Raw genomic sequence first — 15920 nt, forward strand, 5'->3', positions numbered from 1 at the left:
ATATGAATGTGTGTTGACGTTGGACGGGGAACACGACTATACGGCGTTCCGCCGGACCTCATGCCGTCGTTCCGCTCCCGTTCCCCGACGGTTCACCGCCCGTTCGCATGGCTACTTGCCGTCGCCGTCGCGTCCCTCACGTCCGTCGCGCACGTGCTGCGCGCCCTCGCTCTCCGCCCTGAGCTCCGGGATGCGGTGCTTGAGGTACGGGTACATGGTGATCACGGCGAGCACCACGGCCGCCACGGTCATGCCGATGAACACGTGCCACGCCTTGAAGAATAGGATGCCGAGCGAGCCGAACGAGATGAGCGCCGCCCACGCCCACAGGATGAGCACGGCGCCGCGCACCGAATGCCCGATGCGCAGCATGCGGTGGTGCAGGTGCATGCGGTCCGGGTGCATCGGCGACTGGCCCTTGGCGAGACGCCGCGTGATGGCGAGGCACATGTCGAGTACGGGCAGGAACAGCACGAGGATGGGCAGCAGGATCGGCATGAACACCGGCAGGTACACGCTGGTGTGCACGGAGGCCGGGTCGATGCGCCCGGTCATCACGATGGACGCGCAGGTGATGAGATAGCCGAGCAGCATGGAGCCGGAATCGCCCATGAACAGCTTCGCCGGATGCCAGTTGTGCATAATGAAGCCCACGCAGATGCCGACGAGCGCCACATCGATGAGCGTGGCCATCGAAGCGTAGGAGGGCGAGGTGCGCGCCAGGATGTACGAGTAGATGGCGAACGCCACGCCGCCGAACGCCACGATGCCGGAGGCGAGGCCGTCCAGGCCGTCGACGAAGTTGACCGCGTTGATCGAGGCGACGATGAGGAACGCGGTGATCGCCATGGACAGGCTGGGCGAGGCCGTGACGAGCGAGCCCATCGGCAGAGAGATGATCTGCAGGCCTCCCCACGCCACGAACACGGAGATGAGCAGCTGTCCGGCGAGCTTGAGCATCCAGTCGAGGTCCCACAGGTCGTCGGCCATGCCGAGCAGGCAGATCATCACGGCGCCGGCGAGCACCACCCACGCCTGTCTGCTCTCCTGGAACAGCCCCTGGATGAAGGGGATGCGGCTGGCGAACAGCATGGCCACGGCGAAGCCGAACATCATGCCGAGGCCGCCCATGCGGGGCGTGGGCACGGTGTGCACGTCGCGCGCGCGGACCTCGCCCACGGCGCCGATCTCGATGGCCACGTGCCGCACGATCGGCGTGAGCAGATAGGTGGCGCCGCCGGCCACCGCCGCGATGAACAGGTAGATCCTCATGCGCCCAGTCCCCCTCCGTTCACGTGCAGCGCGGCGCGGATGGCGCTCTGCGGGATGATGCCCTCGCGCAGGATGCGGATGCCGTCACGCTCGTGCGGGTCGGCGGCCACCACGGTGGAGGCCACGTGCCCGGGCGTGGCGCCGCCGTCGAGGTACAGCGACACGCTGTCGCCGAACGCCTCGACCGCCTCGTGCACGGTCTGCGCGCTCTGGCCGCCGGACAGGTTCGCGCTGGACGCGGCGAGCGGACCGGTGGCCGCGAGCACGCGCAGCGCGGCCTGCGAGTTCGGCACGCGCACGCCCTGCGTGCCGTCGCCGGCGAGCGTGCCGAGCGTGCAGCCCTCGCGCGCCACGGCGATCGGCGAGAACGCGCCGGGCATGAATCGTGCGGCGAGACGGTTGAGCGGCACCGGCAGGTCGAGGCCCAGCCCGTCGATGTCGGCGATGTCGGCGAGCAGCACCTGCAGCGCCTTGAACCGGGGCCGCCGCTTGAGCCGGTAGATGCGGTCGATGGCGCGGCGGTCGCGCGGGTCCCCGGCGATGCCGTACACGGTGTCGGTGGGGATGACCACCAGTCCCCCGTCCCTCACGATCGAGGCCGCCAGCGCCAGCGACGCCTCGTCGATCGCGCGAATCTCACTCATCACACGCCTCCTGAACCTGATTTTCCACAATCCATCATTGCACCATCGCGCCCCGACGACCAGACCTGCCGCCGATTGGACGGCGCGGGACCCCGCGGGCGAACGCCCCGGAACGGTATCCGGCGGCGCCACGCGACGACACTCCGCAAACGTTCGCATCGCCGTACCGGGTACGGTCGCAGCCCTAAGCTGGTGCCGTCCACGACGCCACCGCCGCCCGGACGGGACGGCCGCATCCGCGCCGCACGCATCCGCCACCCGCAAAGGAGCATCCATGACCGACACCACACCCGCGCAACCGTCGCAGCCCGCAACGTCCACAGCGTCCGCATCGGACGGACCGTTCCCCTCCCCCGTCCCGCCGGTGGAGCTGCGCACGCCGCGCGCGTCGGAACGCGAGGAGATGCTCGCCGGCAAGCTGTACGACGCCTCCGATCCGGAACTCGCCGCACTGCGCGACAAGGCCGCCGACCTGTGCACCCGCTTCAACGCCACCTCGCGTCACGACGCGGCCGAACGCGCCGCAATCCTCGACGAGCTGCTGCCGGGCCACGGCGGGAACCTGGACGTGATGGGCCCCGTCTTCTTCGACTACGGCTGCCACACGACGATCGGCGACCGCGTGTTCGCGAACTTCAACTTCACCGTGCTCGACTGCGCGCCGGTGACCATCGGCGACGACGTCCTGTTCGGGCCGAACGTGTCCCTGCTGCCGCCGATGCACCCGCTCAGATGGCAGGACCGCAACGTGCGCACGCGCGAGGACGGCACCTCCTACGACTACGAGTACGGCCGTCCCATCGTCATCGGGTCGAACTGCTGGTTCGGCGGCAACGTGACGGTGCTGGGCGGCGTGACCATCGGGGACGGCTGCGTGATCGGCGCCGGCGCGGTCGTCACGAAGGACATCCCGGCGAATTCGGTGGCCGTGGGCAACCCGGCGCGCGTCATCAGGACCATCACCGACGCGGACGCCTCCGTCTACCAGAAGTACGCCGCGTAGTCAGCCTTTGACGGCGAACAGGAACCGGGGGCGGCCGGTCCAGTCGTTCCCGGTACGCGCCTCGGCGAAGCCGTTGGCGTGCGCGAAGGCGACGAGGCGGTCGCCCTGCGTCACGTCATGCTCCATGACGAGCGCACCGCCGGAACGCAGCAGACAGCCCGCGCGCAGGACGATCCGCTCGGGGATGAGGACGCCGTCGGCGGAGCCGCCGTACAGGGCCATGTCCGGGTCATGGTCGCGCACCTCGGGCTGTTCGGGCACCTGCGTCTGCGGCACGTACGGCGGGTTGGTGATGACGATGTCGATGGTGCCGTCGAGCTGCGGCAGGGTGAGCGGGCTGGTCGCGTCGCCGCGTTCGAGATGATAGTCGTAGCCGGCCAGCGGGTCGCGGCGCGCGACGCGCTCCCGGTTGCGTTCGGTCCACGCGCACGCGTCCGGTGACAGTTCGACGGCCCACACCTCGGCGCCGCGCACCTCGGTGGCGACGGACAGGCCGATCGCGCCGGATCCGGCGCACAGGTCGACCACGCGCGGCGTGGCGATGCGGTTGCGGACGATCCAGTCGATGCCCTCCTGCACGACCATCTCGGTCTCCGGACGCGGGATGAACACGCTGGGACCGACCTCGAGGTCGAGGTAGCGGAACGGCGCATGCCCCACGATGTACTGCAACGGCTCGCGCTTGGCGCGGCGGGCGACCATCCCGTCGAAGCGGGCCTCGTCGAACGCGAGCGGCTCCCCCATCAGCAGGGCCTTGTCCACGTCGCGCAGGTCCACGCCGGCCGCTTCGGCGAGCAGCAGCTTCGCGTCATGCTCCGGCGTGTCCACGCCGGCCTCGCGCAGCGTCGCCGCCGCATCGCGGATCACATCGGTCAGGGACACGACCATCCTCCCCATCGTCTTCGGATCGATATGCGGGCCGGGCGCGGACCGTTCGGCACGGCCCGTCCGCGGCTACTTCTGGTTGGCGAGGCGCTCCGCCTCGTCGGCCTGGATGTCGGAGTCGATGACGGCCTGCAGGTCGCCGTCGAGCACCTGGTCGAGGTTGTACGCCTTGTAGTTGGTGCGGTGGTCGACGATGCGGTTCTCCGGGAAGTTGTAGGTGCGGATGCGCTCGGAGCGGTCGAGGGAACGCACTTGGGAGTGGCGCATGTCGGCGGCCTCGGCGGCCTCCTGCTCGTGCTTCATGGCGAGCAGACGGCTCTTGAGGACGCGCAGCGCGGCGGCGCGGTTCTGGATCTGCGACTTCTCGTCCTGCATGTTCACTGTGATGCCGGTGGGCAGGTGGGTCATGCGCACGGCGGAGTACGTGGTGTTCACGGACTGGCCGCCGGGGCCGGAGCTCATGAAGATGTCGATCTTGAGGTCCTTCGGGTCGATCTCGATCTCGTCGTCGTCCTCGTCGGCCTCCGGGAAGACGATGACGCCGGCCGCGGAGGTCTGGATGCGGCCCTGGGATTCGGTGACGGGAATGCGCTGCACGCGGTGCACGCCGCCCTCGTACTTGAGGGAGGCCCACACGCCGTCCTCCGGGGCGGGCGTGCCCTTGGCGCGGATGGCCATCTGCACGTCCTTGACGCCGCCGAGCTCGGTGGTGTTCTCGGACTGGACGGTGACGGTCCAGCCGCGCTTCTCGGCGTAACGCGTGTACATGCGCATGAGGTCGCCGGCGAACAGCGCGGCCTCCTCGCCGCCGGTGCCGGCCTTGATCTCCATGATGGTGTCACGCGCGTCATCCGGGTCGCGCGGGATGAGCGCGGTGCGGAGCTTCTCCTCGACGGCCGGCAGCTCGGCTTCGAGCCGCTTGGCCTCCTCGGCGAAGTCCGGGTCCTCACCGGCCATCTCCTGCGCGGCCTCGAGGTCGTCGCGCACGGACAGGTACGCCTGATATGCGGAGACGATGGCGCCGAGTTCGGCGTGGCGCCGTCCCAGTTTGCGCATCTTGTCCGGATTCGTCACCACTTCCGGGCTGGCCATCTGCTCTTCGATGGAGCGGTATTCCTCCAGTGCGGTGGCCGCCGCGGGGAACTGTTCGTCTGCCATGGGCGCGTCTTCCTGTCTGATGGCGCCGGTGCGGTCCGGCGCGGTGGGTTGTGGGAGTGTCGGGCGGAACGTCGGCTGGACGTTCCGGGAGGTATGAGGTGCCGGCTGTGGTGGTCGGCCGCGCGGATGCGCGCCGCCCGCCGGTCATGGCCCGGTCAGGGCATACAAAAACGCCAGTCCCGTGGCGTGCGGGACGGGTATGCGCCGAGGCGCGCCCCGTCCCGCACGAGGGGACTGGCGTCACGTTTGCTACTTGGTCTTCTTGCCGTAGCGACGCTCGAAGCGGGCGACGCGGCCGCCGGTATCGAGGATCTTCTGCTTGCCGGTGTAGAAGGGGTGGCACTTCGAGCACACGTCGACCGTCATGTGGTCGCCCTTGTAGGTGGAACGGGTGACGAAGGTGTTGCCGCACGAGCACAGGACCTCGACGGCATGGTAATCGGGATGGATACCCTGCTTCATAGTGTCTCCTAAGGAATTCAGGTGACCCGGGTCGCCATGCCCCTATGGCTGGCGTGAACCGGAACCTTCAAGATGATAGACCCCCGCCGCGACACGGCGTTTTTAGACGAAGGCGAACGACAGTGAGCCAGAAACCAGTGGCACGGAACGTGCCCCCGCGGGCTGAGCCGTGAAGAAAACGCCAGAGGCGTTTTTAGGCGAAGGCGAACGACAGTGAGCCAGAAACCAGTGGCACGAAGTGCCCCCGCTGGGACTTGAACCCAGGACAAACACCTTATAAGGGTGCTGCTCTAACCGACTGAGCTACGGGGGCGACCCACACGATTGTACCGGCGCCGCGGACGGTCACGCGACACGCCGCACGGCTCCGTCGAGGCGACCATGAATGTTCGTTTCGACATGTTTTCTACCATCATCACCATCGAACATCATCGCAATCCGAACATGAAACCAAGCAGACGCACAATACCGACCACTCAGGTGAAGTCCACGTAAACAAGATCGAAAATCGCATGATTCCAACATGGTGAACGCTCACATCGTGCTAGTCTGTGTTGCAGACGACAGCGCAGGCAGTCAATAAATCCGCAATCGTCATCAACAAGAACGTACATTTTCTCACGTCATAAACGAACATCTTCCATGTTCGTTTATGGCGAAAGGAGCCGATATGGCACAGCAGGACAAGGTCATCACCGTCAACTTCGACATGTTCGACAAGACCCCGGAGGAGAAGACCGCCGAGGCCAACAAGGTCGCAAAGTCGTTCGGCATCAGCGACGAGGCCATCGCCGAGGTCGAGGACTACAAGAACAAGCTCACCCGCTACAACGCCTGGGACCTGCCGTTCATGGGCTACGTAAACGACGACGGCTACGGCTACGCCTACGTGCCGGACGCCGCCATCGTGCGCGAACCCTACTGGGACGCCCACAAGGCGTTCCTCGCGCTGCCGGAGGACGTGCAGACCGCGTTCGCGATCCGCATGCTGTTCACCCACCGTCCGGTCGACCGCTACGGCGCCAGCATGTTCCTCCACTACCAGCGCGGCTTCAAGGTGAACTTCATCGGCGAAGGCGCCAACAAGTACTGATCCGCGCCTGCGCGACGCGCACCGGCGCAATGGGGCGCCCATACTTCCACCACCTCCAGGGCCGTGGGACGGAGTGACGCTCCGTCCCACGGCCCTCACGCGTCCACGAATCCCATCGGTCGACGGACGGATCGCCGCACTTCGGGTGATAATCGAATCATGCGCATAGTGGAGAAGACGATAACCGGCATCGACGGCAGCACGGCACGACTCACCGGTTACGTGGCCGAATCCAGTAGCGAGATGGCCGATACGGCCCGGCCGGCGATGCTCATCCTGCCCGGCGGAGGATACGCGATGACCTCCGACCGCGAATCCGACCCGATCGCACTGCGGTTCACGGCGGCCGGATACCAGACGTTCATATTGCGATACTCGTGCGCGCCGAGCCGCCACCCCGTGGCGTTGCTGCAGGCCGCCCAAGCCATGCGCCTCATCCGCGCCCATGCGGACGATTGGCGCGTGGACCCCGCACGCGTGGCGTTGCTCGGCTTCTCGGCGGGAGGCCATCTCGCGGCGACGCTCGCCACCGCATCCGGCGAGGCCGCGCTGCGGGAACATGGGTTCACGGAACCGCAGGAGGTCCGCCCGGACGCATTGCTGCTCGCCTACCCGGTCATCACGACCGGACCACACGCGCATCGCAGAAGCATCAGCACGCTGCTCGGGCCGGAGCACCGGCATGATGCCGCACTGTTGGACATGCTGTCCATCGAACGGCATATCGACGGACGCACGCCGCCCGTGTTCGTATGGCATACGATGACCGACCCCACCGTGCCCGTGGAGAACACGCTGATGCTCATCCAAGCCTGCCACGAGGCAGGAGTGCGGGTGGAGGCGCATCTCTTCCCCGAAGGCGGGCACGGATTGTCGCTGGCCACACGCGCCACGGCCAGGGCGGGTTCGCCGGGAGCCGCAGGCGAACCGGACCCGGACAACGTGGTGCCGGCCGTCCAGATCTGGCCGGACCTCGCGCTCACGTTCCTCGCCGGCACGTTCGCCGATCGTCCGTAGGCGGTACCCTACGGAGGGCCCGGAACGCTCCGGTGACCGGCGACCATAGGACAGGAGACAATATGCCACAGGGACGCGTCACGGCGGACGCGGCGGACGACGGAACCCACTCCCCGCAGCATGTCATCCAGACGCCGAAGGGCGTCGCGGCGACGCTCGCGCAGGCGTTCGTGTACGGCATGTTCCCGCTCTACTGGGCCGCCCTGGCCACGGTCCCCTCGATGAACGTGATGCTCTACCGCATCGTCACCGCCGCCGCCGTCATGATCCTGTTCATGCTGCTCACCCGACGCTGGCGCGGATTCGTCGAGGCCGTACAGGCCATGTGGCACGAGCCACGCATCTTCTGGGCCGAGGTCGCCGCCGCCGTGCTCGTCACCATCGACTGGGTGGTGTACATCCAACTCGTCGCCGTGGGACGCACCTCGGAGGCGAGCGCCGCGAACTTCCTCATGCCGCTCATCAACATGGCGCTCGCGCTCATCATCCTGCGCGAGCGGACCACGCGTCTCGGCCTCGTCTCGATGGCGATCGCGCTCGCGGGCGGCGCGCTCTACGTGCTCGACACGGGCGCGTTCCCCGGACTCGCGCTGCTCATGACCGTCAGCTACTCGGGATACTGTCTCATCAAACGGTTCATCCCGCTCGACCCGTTCCAATCATTGACGTTCGAGACCGGCGTGCTCGCGCCGTTCGCGTTCGCGGCGCTCGCCGTCCAGCCGCGCTTCGGCGTGCCCGCCGGCGAACCGTGGTGGGTGTGGGCGCTGCTCGGCGGCTGCGGCCTGCTCACCGCCGTCCCGTTGGTGCTCACCTCGTACGGCGTGCGGCATGCGGCATTCCTCACGCTGAGCTTCACCCAGTACATCACGCCCACCATCCAGCTGGTCCTCGGCATCATGGTGCTCGGGGAGCATGTGCCCGCCCACCGGTTTATCTCGTTTTCGGTGATCTGGCTCGCCCTCGCCGTCTACACGTTCGATCTGGCGCGTCGCCACCTGGAACGCCCGAAACGGCCAAAACGACCGTAAGCCCCGATGCCGCATGCACGACGACGGACGGCACCCGCGGCACGCCTTGAAGAAGAACGTCCCGTTTCCAATCAGTACGGCTGGTTGGCATGGATGATGACGCCGCGTTCGTGTTTGAGGAACTGGCGCGCCGATTCGTGGTCGACGTCATGCCCGGCGGTCAGACTCTCGTAGACGACCGCGGTCTGCGCGCCGCGGCTGAGCCGGCTGAACGCCTCATAAGCGTTCCAACCGTCCCGGGCCACGGCGAACGTCGGCTCCTGCACATAGCCGTATCCGGCGGCGTTGCAGTAGCCGTTGAACGGCAGCCCCCAAGCCCGGTGCGCGTCGAGCAGACGCCCGTATTCGGCGGCTTCGGCGAATTCGGCGTCGGTGACGCCTTCCCGACGGGCCAGAGCGACGGCGTGGTCATGGTCGTAGCCGCAGTCTCGCGGCGGAACGGGCAACGGCATATGTCCTCCTCAATATGGCCGGGCGCGGCGTCGGTCCGGCGGTTTCCGCGGCCAGACTATCGCCGCCGCGCCGCCGCCCGTCAATGAGTTGCAGCCTGTTGCAGCGGCTGGCATATCCATGGTCCGACAGAACGTCCCCCATCGGCCTCCCCGCCGCCCAGCCGATTCTCCGCGCCCAGCCGATTCTCCGCGCCTCGCCGCCGCGCCTCCGCCACATACGCGGACGCGGCCGCGGAATCGCTTGATTCCACGGCCGCGTCCGGGACCTGTTCGGATCGTCTGGTCGGTGCCGACGTCAGCGCATCGGGTTGCGCCTGATGTACGCGGCCATGGCGGCTGCGAGCGTCATGAGCACGGCCACGGCCGCGAGGCCGGCCACGTTGGCGCCGGTGCGCGCCAGAGGCTTCGTCCGCGCGTTTCCGTCGGCCGGGTCGGCCTTGTCGGTCTTGTCCTTGCCGTCGGCGGCTCCGTCACCGGGCTTGGTCTGGTCGGTCGGCGTGTCCGGATCGGGTGTGCCGGGCTTGTCCGGGTCGGGCGTCGGTTCCGGATCGGGATCCGGGTCGGGCGTCTCCGCGCTCTTCTCCCACTGGGCGACGAGGTTGATGGGGCCGGTCGGGTTCTCGATGGCCTGATCGAAGTCGAAGACCTGCGTGGCGTCGGAGGCGAGGACCCAGCCCTTGAACGTGTAGCCGTCGCGGGTCGGGTCGGCGGGCTTCGTGACCTTCTCCCCCTTGCCGAACGTCTCCATCGCCACGGCGGATCCGCCTGCGGCATCGAACGTGACCGGCCACTTGTCATTGTCGAAGGCGGCGTGGATGCGGTCGTACTCCTCGCTGGTGATGTTGAGGAAGCTGCCGTGCTTCTTGATGGTCTCACCCTTGGCCGGGTCCTGATGGAAGTCGACGAGGTCGTCGCGGTGCCATTCGGCGGGGGTCGTGGCGGCGAGGTCGTTGGTCCTCACGATGCCGAAGCCCTTCTCCTCCTTGAACTGGTCGGCCACGATGGCGTATTTGTAGCCGAGCTCGTCGATGTCGTCCTTGTTGGTGACGAGGAACTCGTTGCCTTCGACCTGCTTGTTGTTCACGGAGAGCGCGGACTGCACCTGGGTGAGGTACTTCCATTCCTTGGTGTCGTCGGCCTTGCGGGTCTTCTCCTTGAAGGAGGTGGCGTACAGGTTCTTCGTGCGTTCGATGATGCCGGCGTTGTGCACGCGGTACCAGTAGCCGTCATCGGCCTTCATCATCGTGGAGTCGAGCGTGTAGCCCTTGCGGTCGATCCACTTGACCGGGTCCGAGAAGGTCACGAAGTCCTTCGTGGTGGCGTAGTACTGGTTCGGCGAGTCGGAGCGGCCGTACTGGTCGTCCACACCGGAGTTGGTGGACCAGTACACGAAGTACTGCTGGTTCTCCTCGTCCCACACGGCTTCGGGAGCCCAGACCATGCCTTCCTTCTTCGCGCTGGAGGGGATCTTGGAGCCGACGTCCACGGCGCGCGGCTGGCTCCAGTTCACCAGATCGGTGGATTCCCAGATGATGATCTTGCGGGAGCCGTCCACGTTCCATCCGCAGCCGGGGTTGCCCTTGTTCACCTGGTTCTGGTCGGTGGCGAGGATGTAGAACTTCGAGCCGTCCGGGGAGCGCAGCAGGAACGGGTCGCGGATGCCGTTGCAGCCCACGGTGGATGTGAGCACGGGCAGCGTGGCCTTGTGCAGGTCGGTCCACTCGCGGCTGTCATGGCTGGTGGCGAAGTAGACCTGCTCCTCCCACAGGTTGTAGTCGGCGGCGGTCACGAAGTACGCCATGAGGTAGTCGGTGGTGTTCTCGCCCTGGTGGTTGTCCGGGTAGGCGGGATCGTAGTCCGCGGATCCGGAGCCACCTTCGGTGCCGGAGCCATTCCCGGCCCCGCCTTCCGTGCCGCCTTCCGAACCGGCCCCGGTTCCGCCGAGCGGCATGACCTTGGCGAGGAAGTCGAGTTCGTTGGCGATGGCGGTCTCGTTGTAGAAGGCCGCGCTGCCGTGCCCGCCGGTCTCGGGGTAGTATTCGACGACCTTGTCGGCGCCGATGGTCTCCTTGAGCTTGGCGGCGAAGTCCTTGCTGATCTGCTGCCTGACCTTGTTGTCATCGGCGGCGTGCGCGATGTAGAACGGCACGTCGTCGGCGGTCACGTAGTTCAGCGGACTGGCGGCTTTCGCCTGGTCGGCGGTGTATCCGGATCCAAGCAGGTTGGTGGACTTGTAGCGGGTGAGGTCGGCGATGCCGTAGTCGGAGAGCACGGCCTGCACGGCGCTGGAAACGCCGGCGTTGCCCATCGTGGCGTCGTCCCAGGTGTCGTCGCCGTTGGTGACGCCGAGGAACTGGGCGAGGTGTCCGCCGGCGGAGGCGCCGAGCGCGGCGAAATGCTCCGCGTCGAGGCCGTACTCGGCGGCGTGGGCGCGCAGGTAGCGCACGGCGGCCTTGACGTCGAGGATCTGGGCGGGCCACTGGGCCTCGTCGGTGAGCCGGTAGTTGACGGCGGCCACGGCGTAGCCCTTGGCGAGGGCGGCCTTGACGTCAGCCTTCTGCGTGAGCACTTCGGCCATGGAGCCGTAGTTGCCCTTGCTCCATCCGCCGCCGTGGATGTAGATGAGCACCGGGTAGGGTCCGGAGCCGGTTTCGGGCAGTTGGATGAAGAGCTGTTGGGCGGGGTTGGTGGAGCCGTCCACGTACTGCACGTTGTCGAATACGCGCTGGGTGGTGGCGGTCATGGTGCCGGTGGCGCCGGCCGTGGGCGTCGTGGCTTCCGACGTCGCGACGATGCCGGCGGAGGCGGTGGCGTCCGCGGCGAGCGCAGCGGGTGCCGCCGTGGCGAACGCGGTGGCGAACGCGGTGGCGAGGGCGAGGGCCGCCGCGGCGATGGGACGCCCTGGGTTGCGGGTGTGCATGTGTCTTCCTTCTTCGTTGAGGGGATTGTGTGCGGCGTGCTTCCGTGCGCCGTGCGGGCGCGTCGCGCGGAAGCGCCGGATACGGGAATGGGATGGGCGGGGTTCCCGTCGGCCGACCGGACGGATCGCCGACCGGCCGACGGGAACCCGTGTGGGCTGCGGGTCAGCGGTCGGTGTCGCGCCTGCGCAGGGCGAACGCGGCGCCGCCGGCGGCGAGCGTCAGCACGGCGGCCGCGGCGACCGTCGCCACGGAGGAGCCGGTGCGGGACAGGCGCCGCGTCGTACCGGAGCCGTCATTCTTGCCGTCGGCATCGGAACCGCCGTCGTCCCTGCCGCCATCGTCCTTACCGTCACCGTTCTGGCCGCCGTCACCGTCCTGGTCGCCCTTGCCATCGCCGTCCGGATCCGGGGTCGGGGTGACGGCCGGCTTGGTCTTGAGCGCGGCGGTCTTCGCGGCGAGGTCGTCGGCGGCCGCATCCACGGCCTTCTGGTCGGTCGGCGCGGCGAGCACCTTCTCGGCCTCGGCGAGGGCCGTGGCGAACGGCGTCCACGTGTCGGCGATGTAGGCGTCCTCGCCGAGGGCGGCCTTGGCCTTGGCCTCGTTGACGGCGAGTTCCAGCTTGGCCGTGTTGATTGCGGGCGCGGGCTTCTCGTCGACGGTCATGGTGCGGGTCGCGGTGCCGGTGAGCTTGCCGGAGTCGGTGGCCGTGTAGGTGACGGTGTACGTGCCGGGCACGGTGGTGTCGATCTTGTCGACGGTCCTGCCGTCGAGGGTGATGGCGACCGTGGCCTTGAGGTCGGCGTCCGTGTCGTCGGTGACGGTGACGTCATCGGCGGTCGGCTGCGCGAAGTCGGCGCCGTAGTCGAGGGTCACGGCCGCATCCACGCCCGCGTTGAGCGTGACGACCGGAGCCTTGTTCTCCGCGGCGGGCTTCCTGCCGTCGGTGACGAGCTTGGTCTTGGCCGCGGCGAGCGCGGTGACGGCGGCGTCGACCTCGTCCTGCGTGGCGTCCGCATCGGCCGCCACGGCCTTGGCCGCGTCGAGCGCCTTCTGGAATGCGGCCCATGCCTCGGCGGTGTAGTCGTCCTCCTTGAGGGCGGAGTCCTCGCCGTCGTATGCGTCGATGAGGCGGTTCAGACGGGTCTTGTCCGCGGACGGCGTGGTCTCGTCCTTGCGGGTGATCTGGAGCAGGTAGTCGCGGCTGAGCTTGCCGTCGGCGCTCTTGACGAACACGTGCACGTTGTTGAGGCCTTCGAGGCTGATGGTCAGGTCGCGGCTTTCGACCTTCTTGGAGCCGATGTACACCACGTGTCCGGCGTTCGCGGCCTTGGCCTTGACGGTGACCTTGCTGTTGGCGAGCGGCACGGTGGCGGCGTAGGTGTCGGTCTTGCCGCTCACGGGGGTGAGCGTGACCTGCTTGCCGTCCTTGTCGAACAGCTGCGGGTAGCCGTCGGCGAACACGAGGTCGGCGGTCGGGTCGGTCACTTCGCCGGCGGCGGTGTCCGCGTCGAAGGACTGGTAGTAGGGGTTGCCGTCGATGAGGGCGGCCACGCGGTACGTGTAGTCCTTGGCCTTGTCGAGGCCGGTGTCGGTGTAGGCGAGCGTGTCGGCGGGCACGTCAGCCACGGCGGTGAACTCGGTGGAGCCTTTGTCGGCGCGGTAGACGCGGTATCCGCCCACGCCCACGCCCCAGATGCGGCCGTCGGTGGCGGCGGTCCAGGTGACGGCGGCGTCGGCGCCGTGCTTCGTGGCGGTGACGGTCGGGACGGTCACGCCGGCGAAGAGCATGGTCTGGCGGTGGGCCGGCTGGTTGTAGGCGGTGTTCTGCCAAGCGAGGCCCTCACGGTAGGAGCGGGACTGGAGGGACGTGGCGATGGAGTACGGGGTGGCGATGTCCGTGGAGTACAGGCGCACGATGGACGGGTCCTTGGTGTCGCGCACGATGATCTCGTCGCGCCAGTCGCCCATGATGTCACCGATGAGGTTCGCGTTGCCCTTGGAGCCGTTGTTGGTGGAGGCGGCCGCATCCTCCCAGATCACGTCGGTGGTCTGCGTCTCCGGGTTCCACTTCTGCACCTGCGGGGCCACGCGGTCCTGGTGTGCGGTGGTGATGGACGAGTCCTGCGTGCCGCTGTATTCGAACAGCTCGTCGAGCAGGTCGCCGTCCCAGTGGAGGGAGAAGTTGGCGCTGGCGGGCTTGACCTTGCTGTAGATCTTCTTGACGCATGGCGTCGGGCTCTTGGCGGTGCAGGAGGTCTTGTCAGCGGGCGCGGGGGTGACGGCGTTGTAAGTGTTCGCGTCCATCGCGCTCCACAGTTCGGCGCCGGGGTATCGGGCGTCGATGTCGGCGGCCATGCCGCGGCCGTTGTCGCCGCTCACAGACTGGCGGAACATCACCTGTCCGGTGGCCGGGTTGGTGAGCGTGGCGTCGCGCTTGCCTTCGTGCACGTTCCACGTGTCGAGCACGCCGTCGTCGTTCCAGTCGCTGATGTGCTGGGCGTCGCCGTGGCCGAGCTTGGAGCTGGCCAGGCCGGTGCCGTCGCTTTTGACGGTCATGGAGCCGAAGACGATGTCGTCCTTGCCGTCACCGTCCACGTCGTTGATGGACAGGTTGTGGAAGCCCTGCTGCGCGAAGTCGGGGTTCTCCACCCAGCTCGGGTCCTTGCCGGACGAGGTGTCCTTGTTGGCGCGGAAGTGCCAGTTGAGTTTGAGCTTGCCGTCCTGGAGCGAGTAGGTGGCGATCTCGGTGCGGAAGTAGTAGCCGCGGGAGAACACGGCGTAGGGTCTGCCGTTCTCGCCGTCGAGGTATGCGGTGGCGGCGAGGAAGCGGTCGACGATGTTCGCGTCGGAGGGCCCCCAGTGCCATAGTCCGTCGTCGCGGCTCGGCTGGAAGTCGGTGGTGTCGATGATGTGGCCGTCGTCGCCGGCGAAGGCGGTGAGATACTCCGGGCCGGAGTTGATCTTGCCGTTCTTCTTGTCCTTCGGGTCGCTGGCCTTGCCGGTCATGCGGTAGTCGTGCTTGGCGGCGCCGCTCACCGTGTCGGTGGGCAGGTCCTCGGCGCTGGCGGCGCCCACGTGCCCGGTCTCGACGAGTTTGCCGGCCTCGTCCTTGTAGGTGGAGGTGCCGTCGGCGGTCTTGACGAGCACTTCGGCCTTGCCGTCGCCGTCGTAGTCCCATACCTGGAACTGCGTGTAGTGCGCGCCGGAGCGGATGTTCACGCCCAGGTCGATGCGCCACAGGCGCTTGGTGGCGCCGGTGGAGCGGTCGAACGTGTAGCCGTCGAGGAACGTGGTGCCGGTGAAGCCGGCGTAGTAGTTGTCCTGCCAGTTGCTCGGATCCCATTTGACGACGAGGTCGAGCACGCCGTCACCGTCGAGGTCGGCGGTGGACATGTCGTTGGCGGTGTAGGTGGCGACCTGGTCCACGCCGGTGGTCTGTCCGGCGGGCATCTGCTGGTCGGCCGGCGGGTCGAGCTTCAGGGTGAGGGACTTGGAGGCCCATGCGGTGGCGGTCTCCTCGCCGTATGCGCCCTTGCTGGCGGACAGCGTGTAGGTGTCGCCGGGTTTGCCGTCCTTGTCGGTGTAGTTGGTGGTGGTTCCCGTGTACACGACGGCGCCGTTGCGTTTGAGCGTGAACGTGGTGTCCTTCGCGTCGTTCGCGTAGAGGCGCCAGGTGGCGAGCACGCCTTGGGTGGTGGGGACCACGGTGAGCGCGCGGTCGGCGTATTGCTCGGCCGTCCAGGAGGTGCCGTTGTCGGCGGTGTCGAGGGAGCCGTCGTAGGCGTAGGCGGCGGGCGCTCCCGCGATCGCCACGGTGCCGAGCGTGGCGGCTCCGGCGAGCGCGGCCACGGCCCGCTTGAGCCATGGCCTCCTGTTCTTGTCTGTCTTCATTGATGGACCATCCTTTGGATGTCGCGGCCGTGCCCTCCGGTGGGTGCGGCCTGTGTGTGCGTCCGCCGTCGTCGACGATGGCGGATCGGTTGTG

General features: G+C 67.7%; 12 protein-coding genes and 1 tRNA gene. 4 read left to right on the forward strand and 9 right to left on the reverse strand.

The window, feature by feature from the left end:
• Positions 1-111 precede the first annotated feature (111 nt).
• Positions 112-1272, reverse strand: coding sequence for an MraY family glycosyltransferase (locus KIH78_RS03515; RefSeq protein ID WP_219131251.1), 1161 nt, complete (start codon positions 1270-1272; stop codon positions 112-114).
• Positions 1269-1916 carry an L-threonylcarbamoyladenylate synthase gene (locus tag KIH78_RS03520; RefSeq protein WP_214311476.1) on the reverse strand — a complete coding sequence of 216 codons (648 nt, stop codon included), beginning with the start codon at positions 1914-1916 and terminating at the stop codon, positions 1269-1271. The genes KIH78_RS03515 and KIH78_RS03520 overlap by 4 nt, the downstream gene beginning before the upstream one ends.
• Positions 1917-2190: 274 nt before the next feature.
• Here KIH78_RS03520 and KIH78_RS03525 point away from each other — a divergent pair, with 274 nt between their 5' ends.
• Positions 2191-2919, forward strand: coding sequence for a sugar O-acetyltransferase (locus tag KIH78_RS03525; RefSeq protein ID WP_274608261.1), 729 nt, complete (start codon positions 2191-2193; stop codon positions 2917-2919).
• On the opposite strand, the gene prmC is transcribed toward KIH78_RS03525, so the two are convergent.
• The 4 genes from prmC to KIH78_RS03545 form a co-directional block, all read right to left on the reverse strand.
• Positions 2920-3801: a peptide chain release factor N(5)-glutamine methyltransferase gene (prmC, locus tag KIH78_RS03530; RefSeq protein ID WP_219131326.1), complete on the reverse strand. Its 882-nt coding sequence runs from the start codon at positions 3799-3801 to the stop codon at positions 2920-2922. It abuts the gene before it with no gap.
• A 72-nt stretch (positions 3802-3873) separates the two neighbouring features.
• Positions 3874-4962, reverse strand: coding sequence for a peptide chain release factor 1 (prfA, locus tag KIH78_RS03535; RefSeq protein ID WP_214311478.1), 1089 nt, complete (start codon positions 4960-4962; stop codon positions 3874-3876).
• A gap of 249 nt (positions 4963-5211) precedes the next feature.
• Entirely contained in the window at positions 5212-5424 is a 213-nt protein-coding gene (rpmE, locus tag KIH78_RS03540; RefSeq protein WP_151917191.1) for a 50S ribosomal protein L31, read from the reverse strand.
• Between the two features lie 239 nt (positions 5425-5663).
• Positions 5664-5737 (reverse strand) — tRNA-Ile (locus KIH78_RS03545).
• Positions 5738-6094: 357 nt separating this feature from the next.
• Here KIH78_RS03545 and KIH78_RS03550 point away from each other — a divergent pair.
• The 3 genes from KIH78_RS03550 to KIH78_RS03560 all read left to right on the forward strand — a co-directional run bounded on the left by KIH78_RS03550 (position 6095) and on the right by KIH78_RS03560 (position 8562).
• Positions 6095-6517: a glycerophosphodiester phosphodiesterase gene (locus tag KIH78_RS03550; RefSeq protein WP_214311480.1), complete on the forward strand. Its 423-nt coding sequence runs from the start codon at positions 6095-6097 to the stop codon at positions 6515-6517.
• 159 nt (positions 6518-6676) lie between these two features.
• On the forward strand, positions 6677-7534 hold the full coding sequence (locus tag KIH78_RS03555; RefSeq protein ID WP_219131253.1) for an alpha/beta hydrolase: 858 nt from the start codon (positions 6677-6679) through the stop codon (positions 7532-7534).
• Between the two features lie 62 nt (positions 7535-7596).
• On the forward strand, positions 7597-8562 hold the full coding sequence (locus tag KIH78_RS03560) for an EamA family transporter (RefSeq protein WP_219131255.1): 966 nt from the start codon (positions 7597-7599) through the stop codon (positions 8560-8562).
• A gap of 71 nt (positions 8563-8633) precedes the next feature.
• Here KIH78_RS03560 and KIH78_RS03565 read toward each other — a convergent pair whose 3' ends face one another.
• The 3 genes from KIH78_RS03565 to KIH78_RS03575 form a co-directional block, all read right to left on the reverse strand.
• Positions 8634-9014: a glycerophosphodiester phosphodiesterase gene (locus KIH78_RS03565; protein ID WP_214311485.1), complete on the reverse strand. Its 381-nt coding sequence runs from the start codon at positions 9012-9014 to the stop codon at positions 8634-8636.
• Positions 9015-9309: 295 nt separating this feature from the next.
• Positions 9310-11934 carry an alpha/beta hydrolase fold domain-containing protein gene (locus KIH78_RS03570; RefSeq protein WP_219131257.1) on the reverse strand — a complete coding sequence of 875 codons (2625 nt, stop codon included), beginning with the start codon at positions 11932-11934 and terminating at the stop codon, positions 9310-9312.
• A 163-nt stretch (positions 11935-12097) separates the two neighbouring features.
• Positions 12098-15826: a rhamnogalacturonan lyase family protein gene (locus KIH78_RS03575; protein WP_219131258.1), complete on the reverse strand. Its 3729-nt coding sequence runs from the start codon at positions 15824-15826 to the stop codon at positions 12098-12100.
• Between the last annotated feature and the right edge of the window lie 94 nt (positions 15827-15920).

The organism is Bifidobacterium saguinibicoloris, assembly GCF_019331725.1.
Lineage (GTDB): Bacteria > Actinomycetota > Actinomycetes > Actinomycetales > Bifidobacteriaceae > Bifidobacterium > Bifidobacterium saguinibicoloris.

What these genes read in the sequence shown, in the direction of transcription:
- KIH78_RS03560 (WP_219131255.1), top strand. Translation starts at nt 7,597, where the DNA reads ATGCCACAGGGACGCGTCACGGCGGACGCGGCGGACGACGGAACCCAC.
- KIH78_RS03565 (WP_214311485.1), bottom strand. Translation starts at nt 9,014, where the DNA reads ATGCCGTTGCCCGTTCCGCCGCGAGACTGCGGCTACGACCATGACCAC.
- prfA (WP_214311478.1), bottom strand. Translation starts at nt 4,962, where the DNA reads ATGGCAGACGAACAGTTCCCCGCGGCGGCCACCGCACTGGAGGAATAC.
- KIH78_RS03575 (WP_219131258.1), bottom strand. Translation starts at nt 15,826, where the DNA reads ATGAAGACAGACAAGAACAGGAGGCCATGGCTCAAGCGGGCCGTGGCC.
- KIH78_RS03555 (WP_219131253.1), top strand. Translation starts at nt 6,677, where the DNA reads ATGCGCATAGTGGAGAAGACGATAACCGGCATCGACGGCAGCACGGCA.
- KIH78_RS03570 (WP_219131257.1), bottom strand. Translation starts at nt 11,934, where the DNA reads ATGCACACCCGCAACCCAGGGCGTCCCATCGCCGCGGCGGCCCTCGCC.
- KIH78_RS03525 (WP_274608261.1), top strand. Translation starts at nt 2,191, where the DNA reads ATGACCGACACCACACCCGCGCAACCGTCGCAGCCCGCAACGTCCACA.
- KIH78_RS03515 (WP_219131251.1), bottom strand. Translation starts at nt 1,272, where the DNA reads ATGAGGATCTACCTGTTCATCGCGGCGGTGGCCGGCGGCGCCACCTAT.
- KIH78_RS03520 (WP_214311476.1), bottom strand. Translation starts at nt 1,916, where the DNA reads ATGAGTGAGATTCGCGCGATCGACGAGGCGTCGCTGGCGCTGGCGGCC.
- KIH78_RS03550 (WP_214311480.1), top strand. Translation starts at nt 6,095, where the DNA reads ATGGCACAGCAGGACAAGGTCATCACCGTCAACTTCGACATGTTCGAC.
- rpmE (WP_151917191.1), bottom strand. Translation starts at nt 5,424, where the DNA reads ATGAAGCAGGGTATCCATCCCGATTACCATGCCGTCGAGGTCCTGTGC.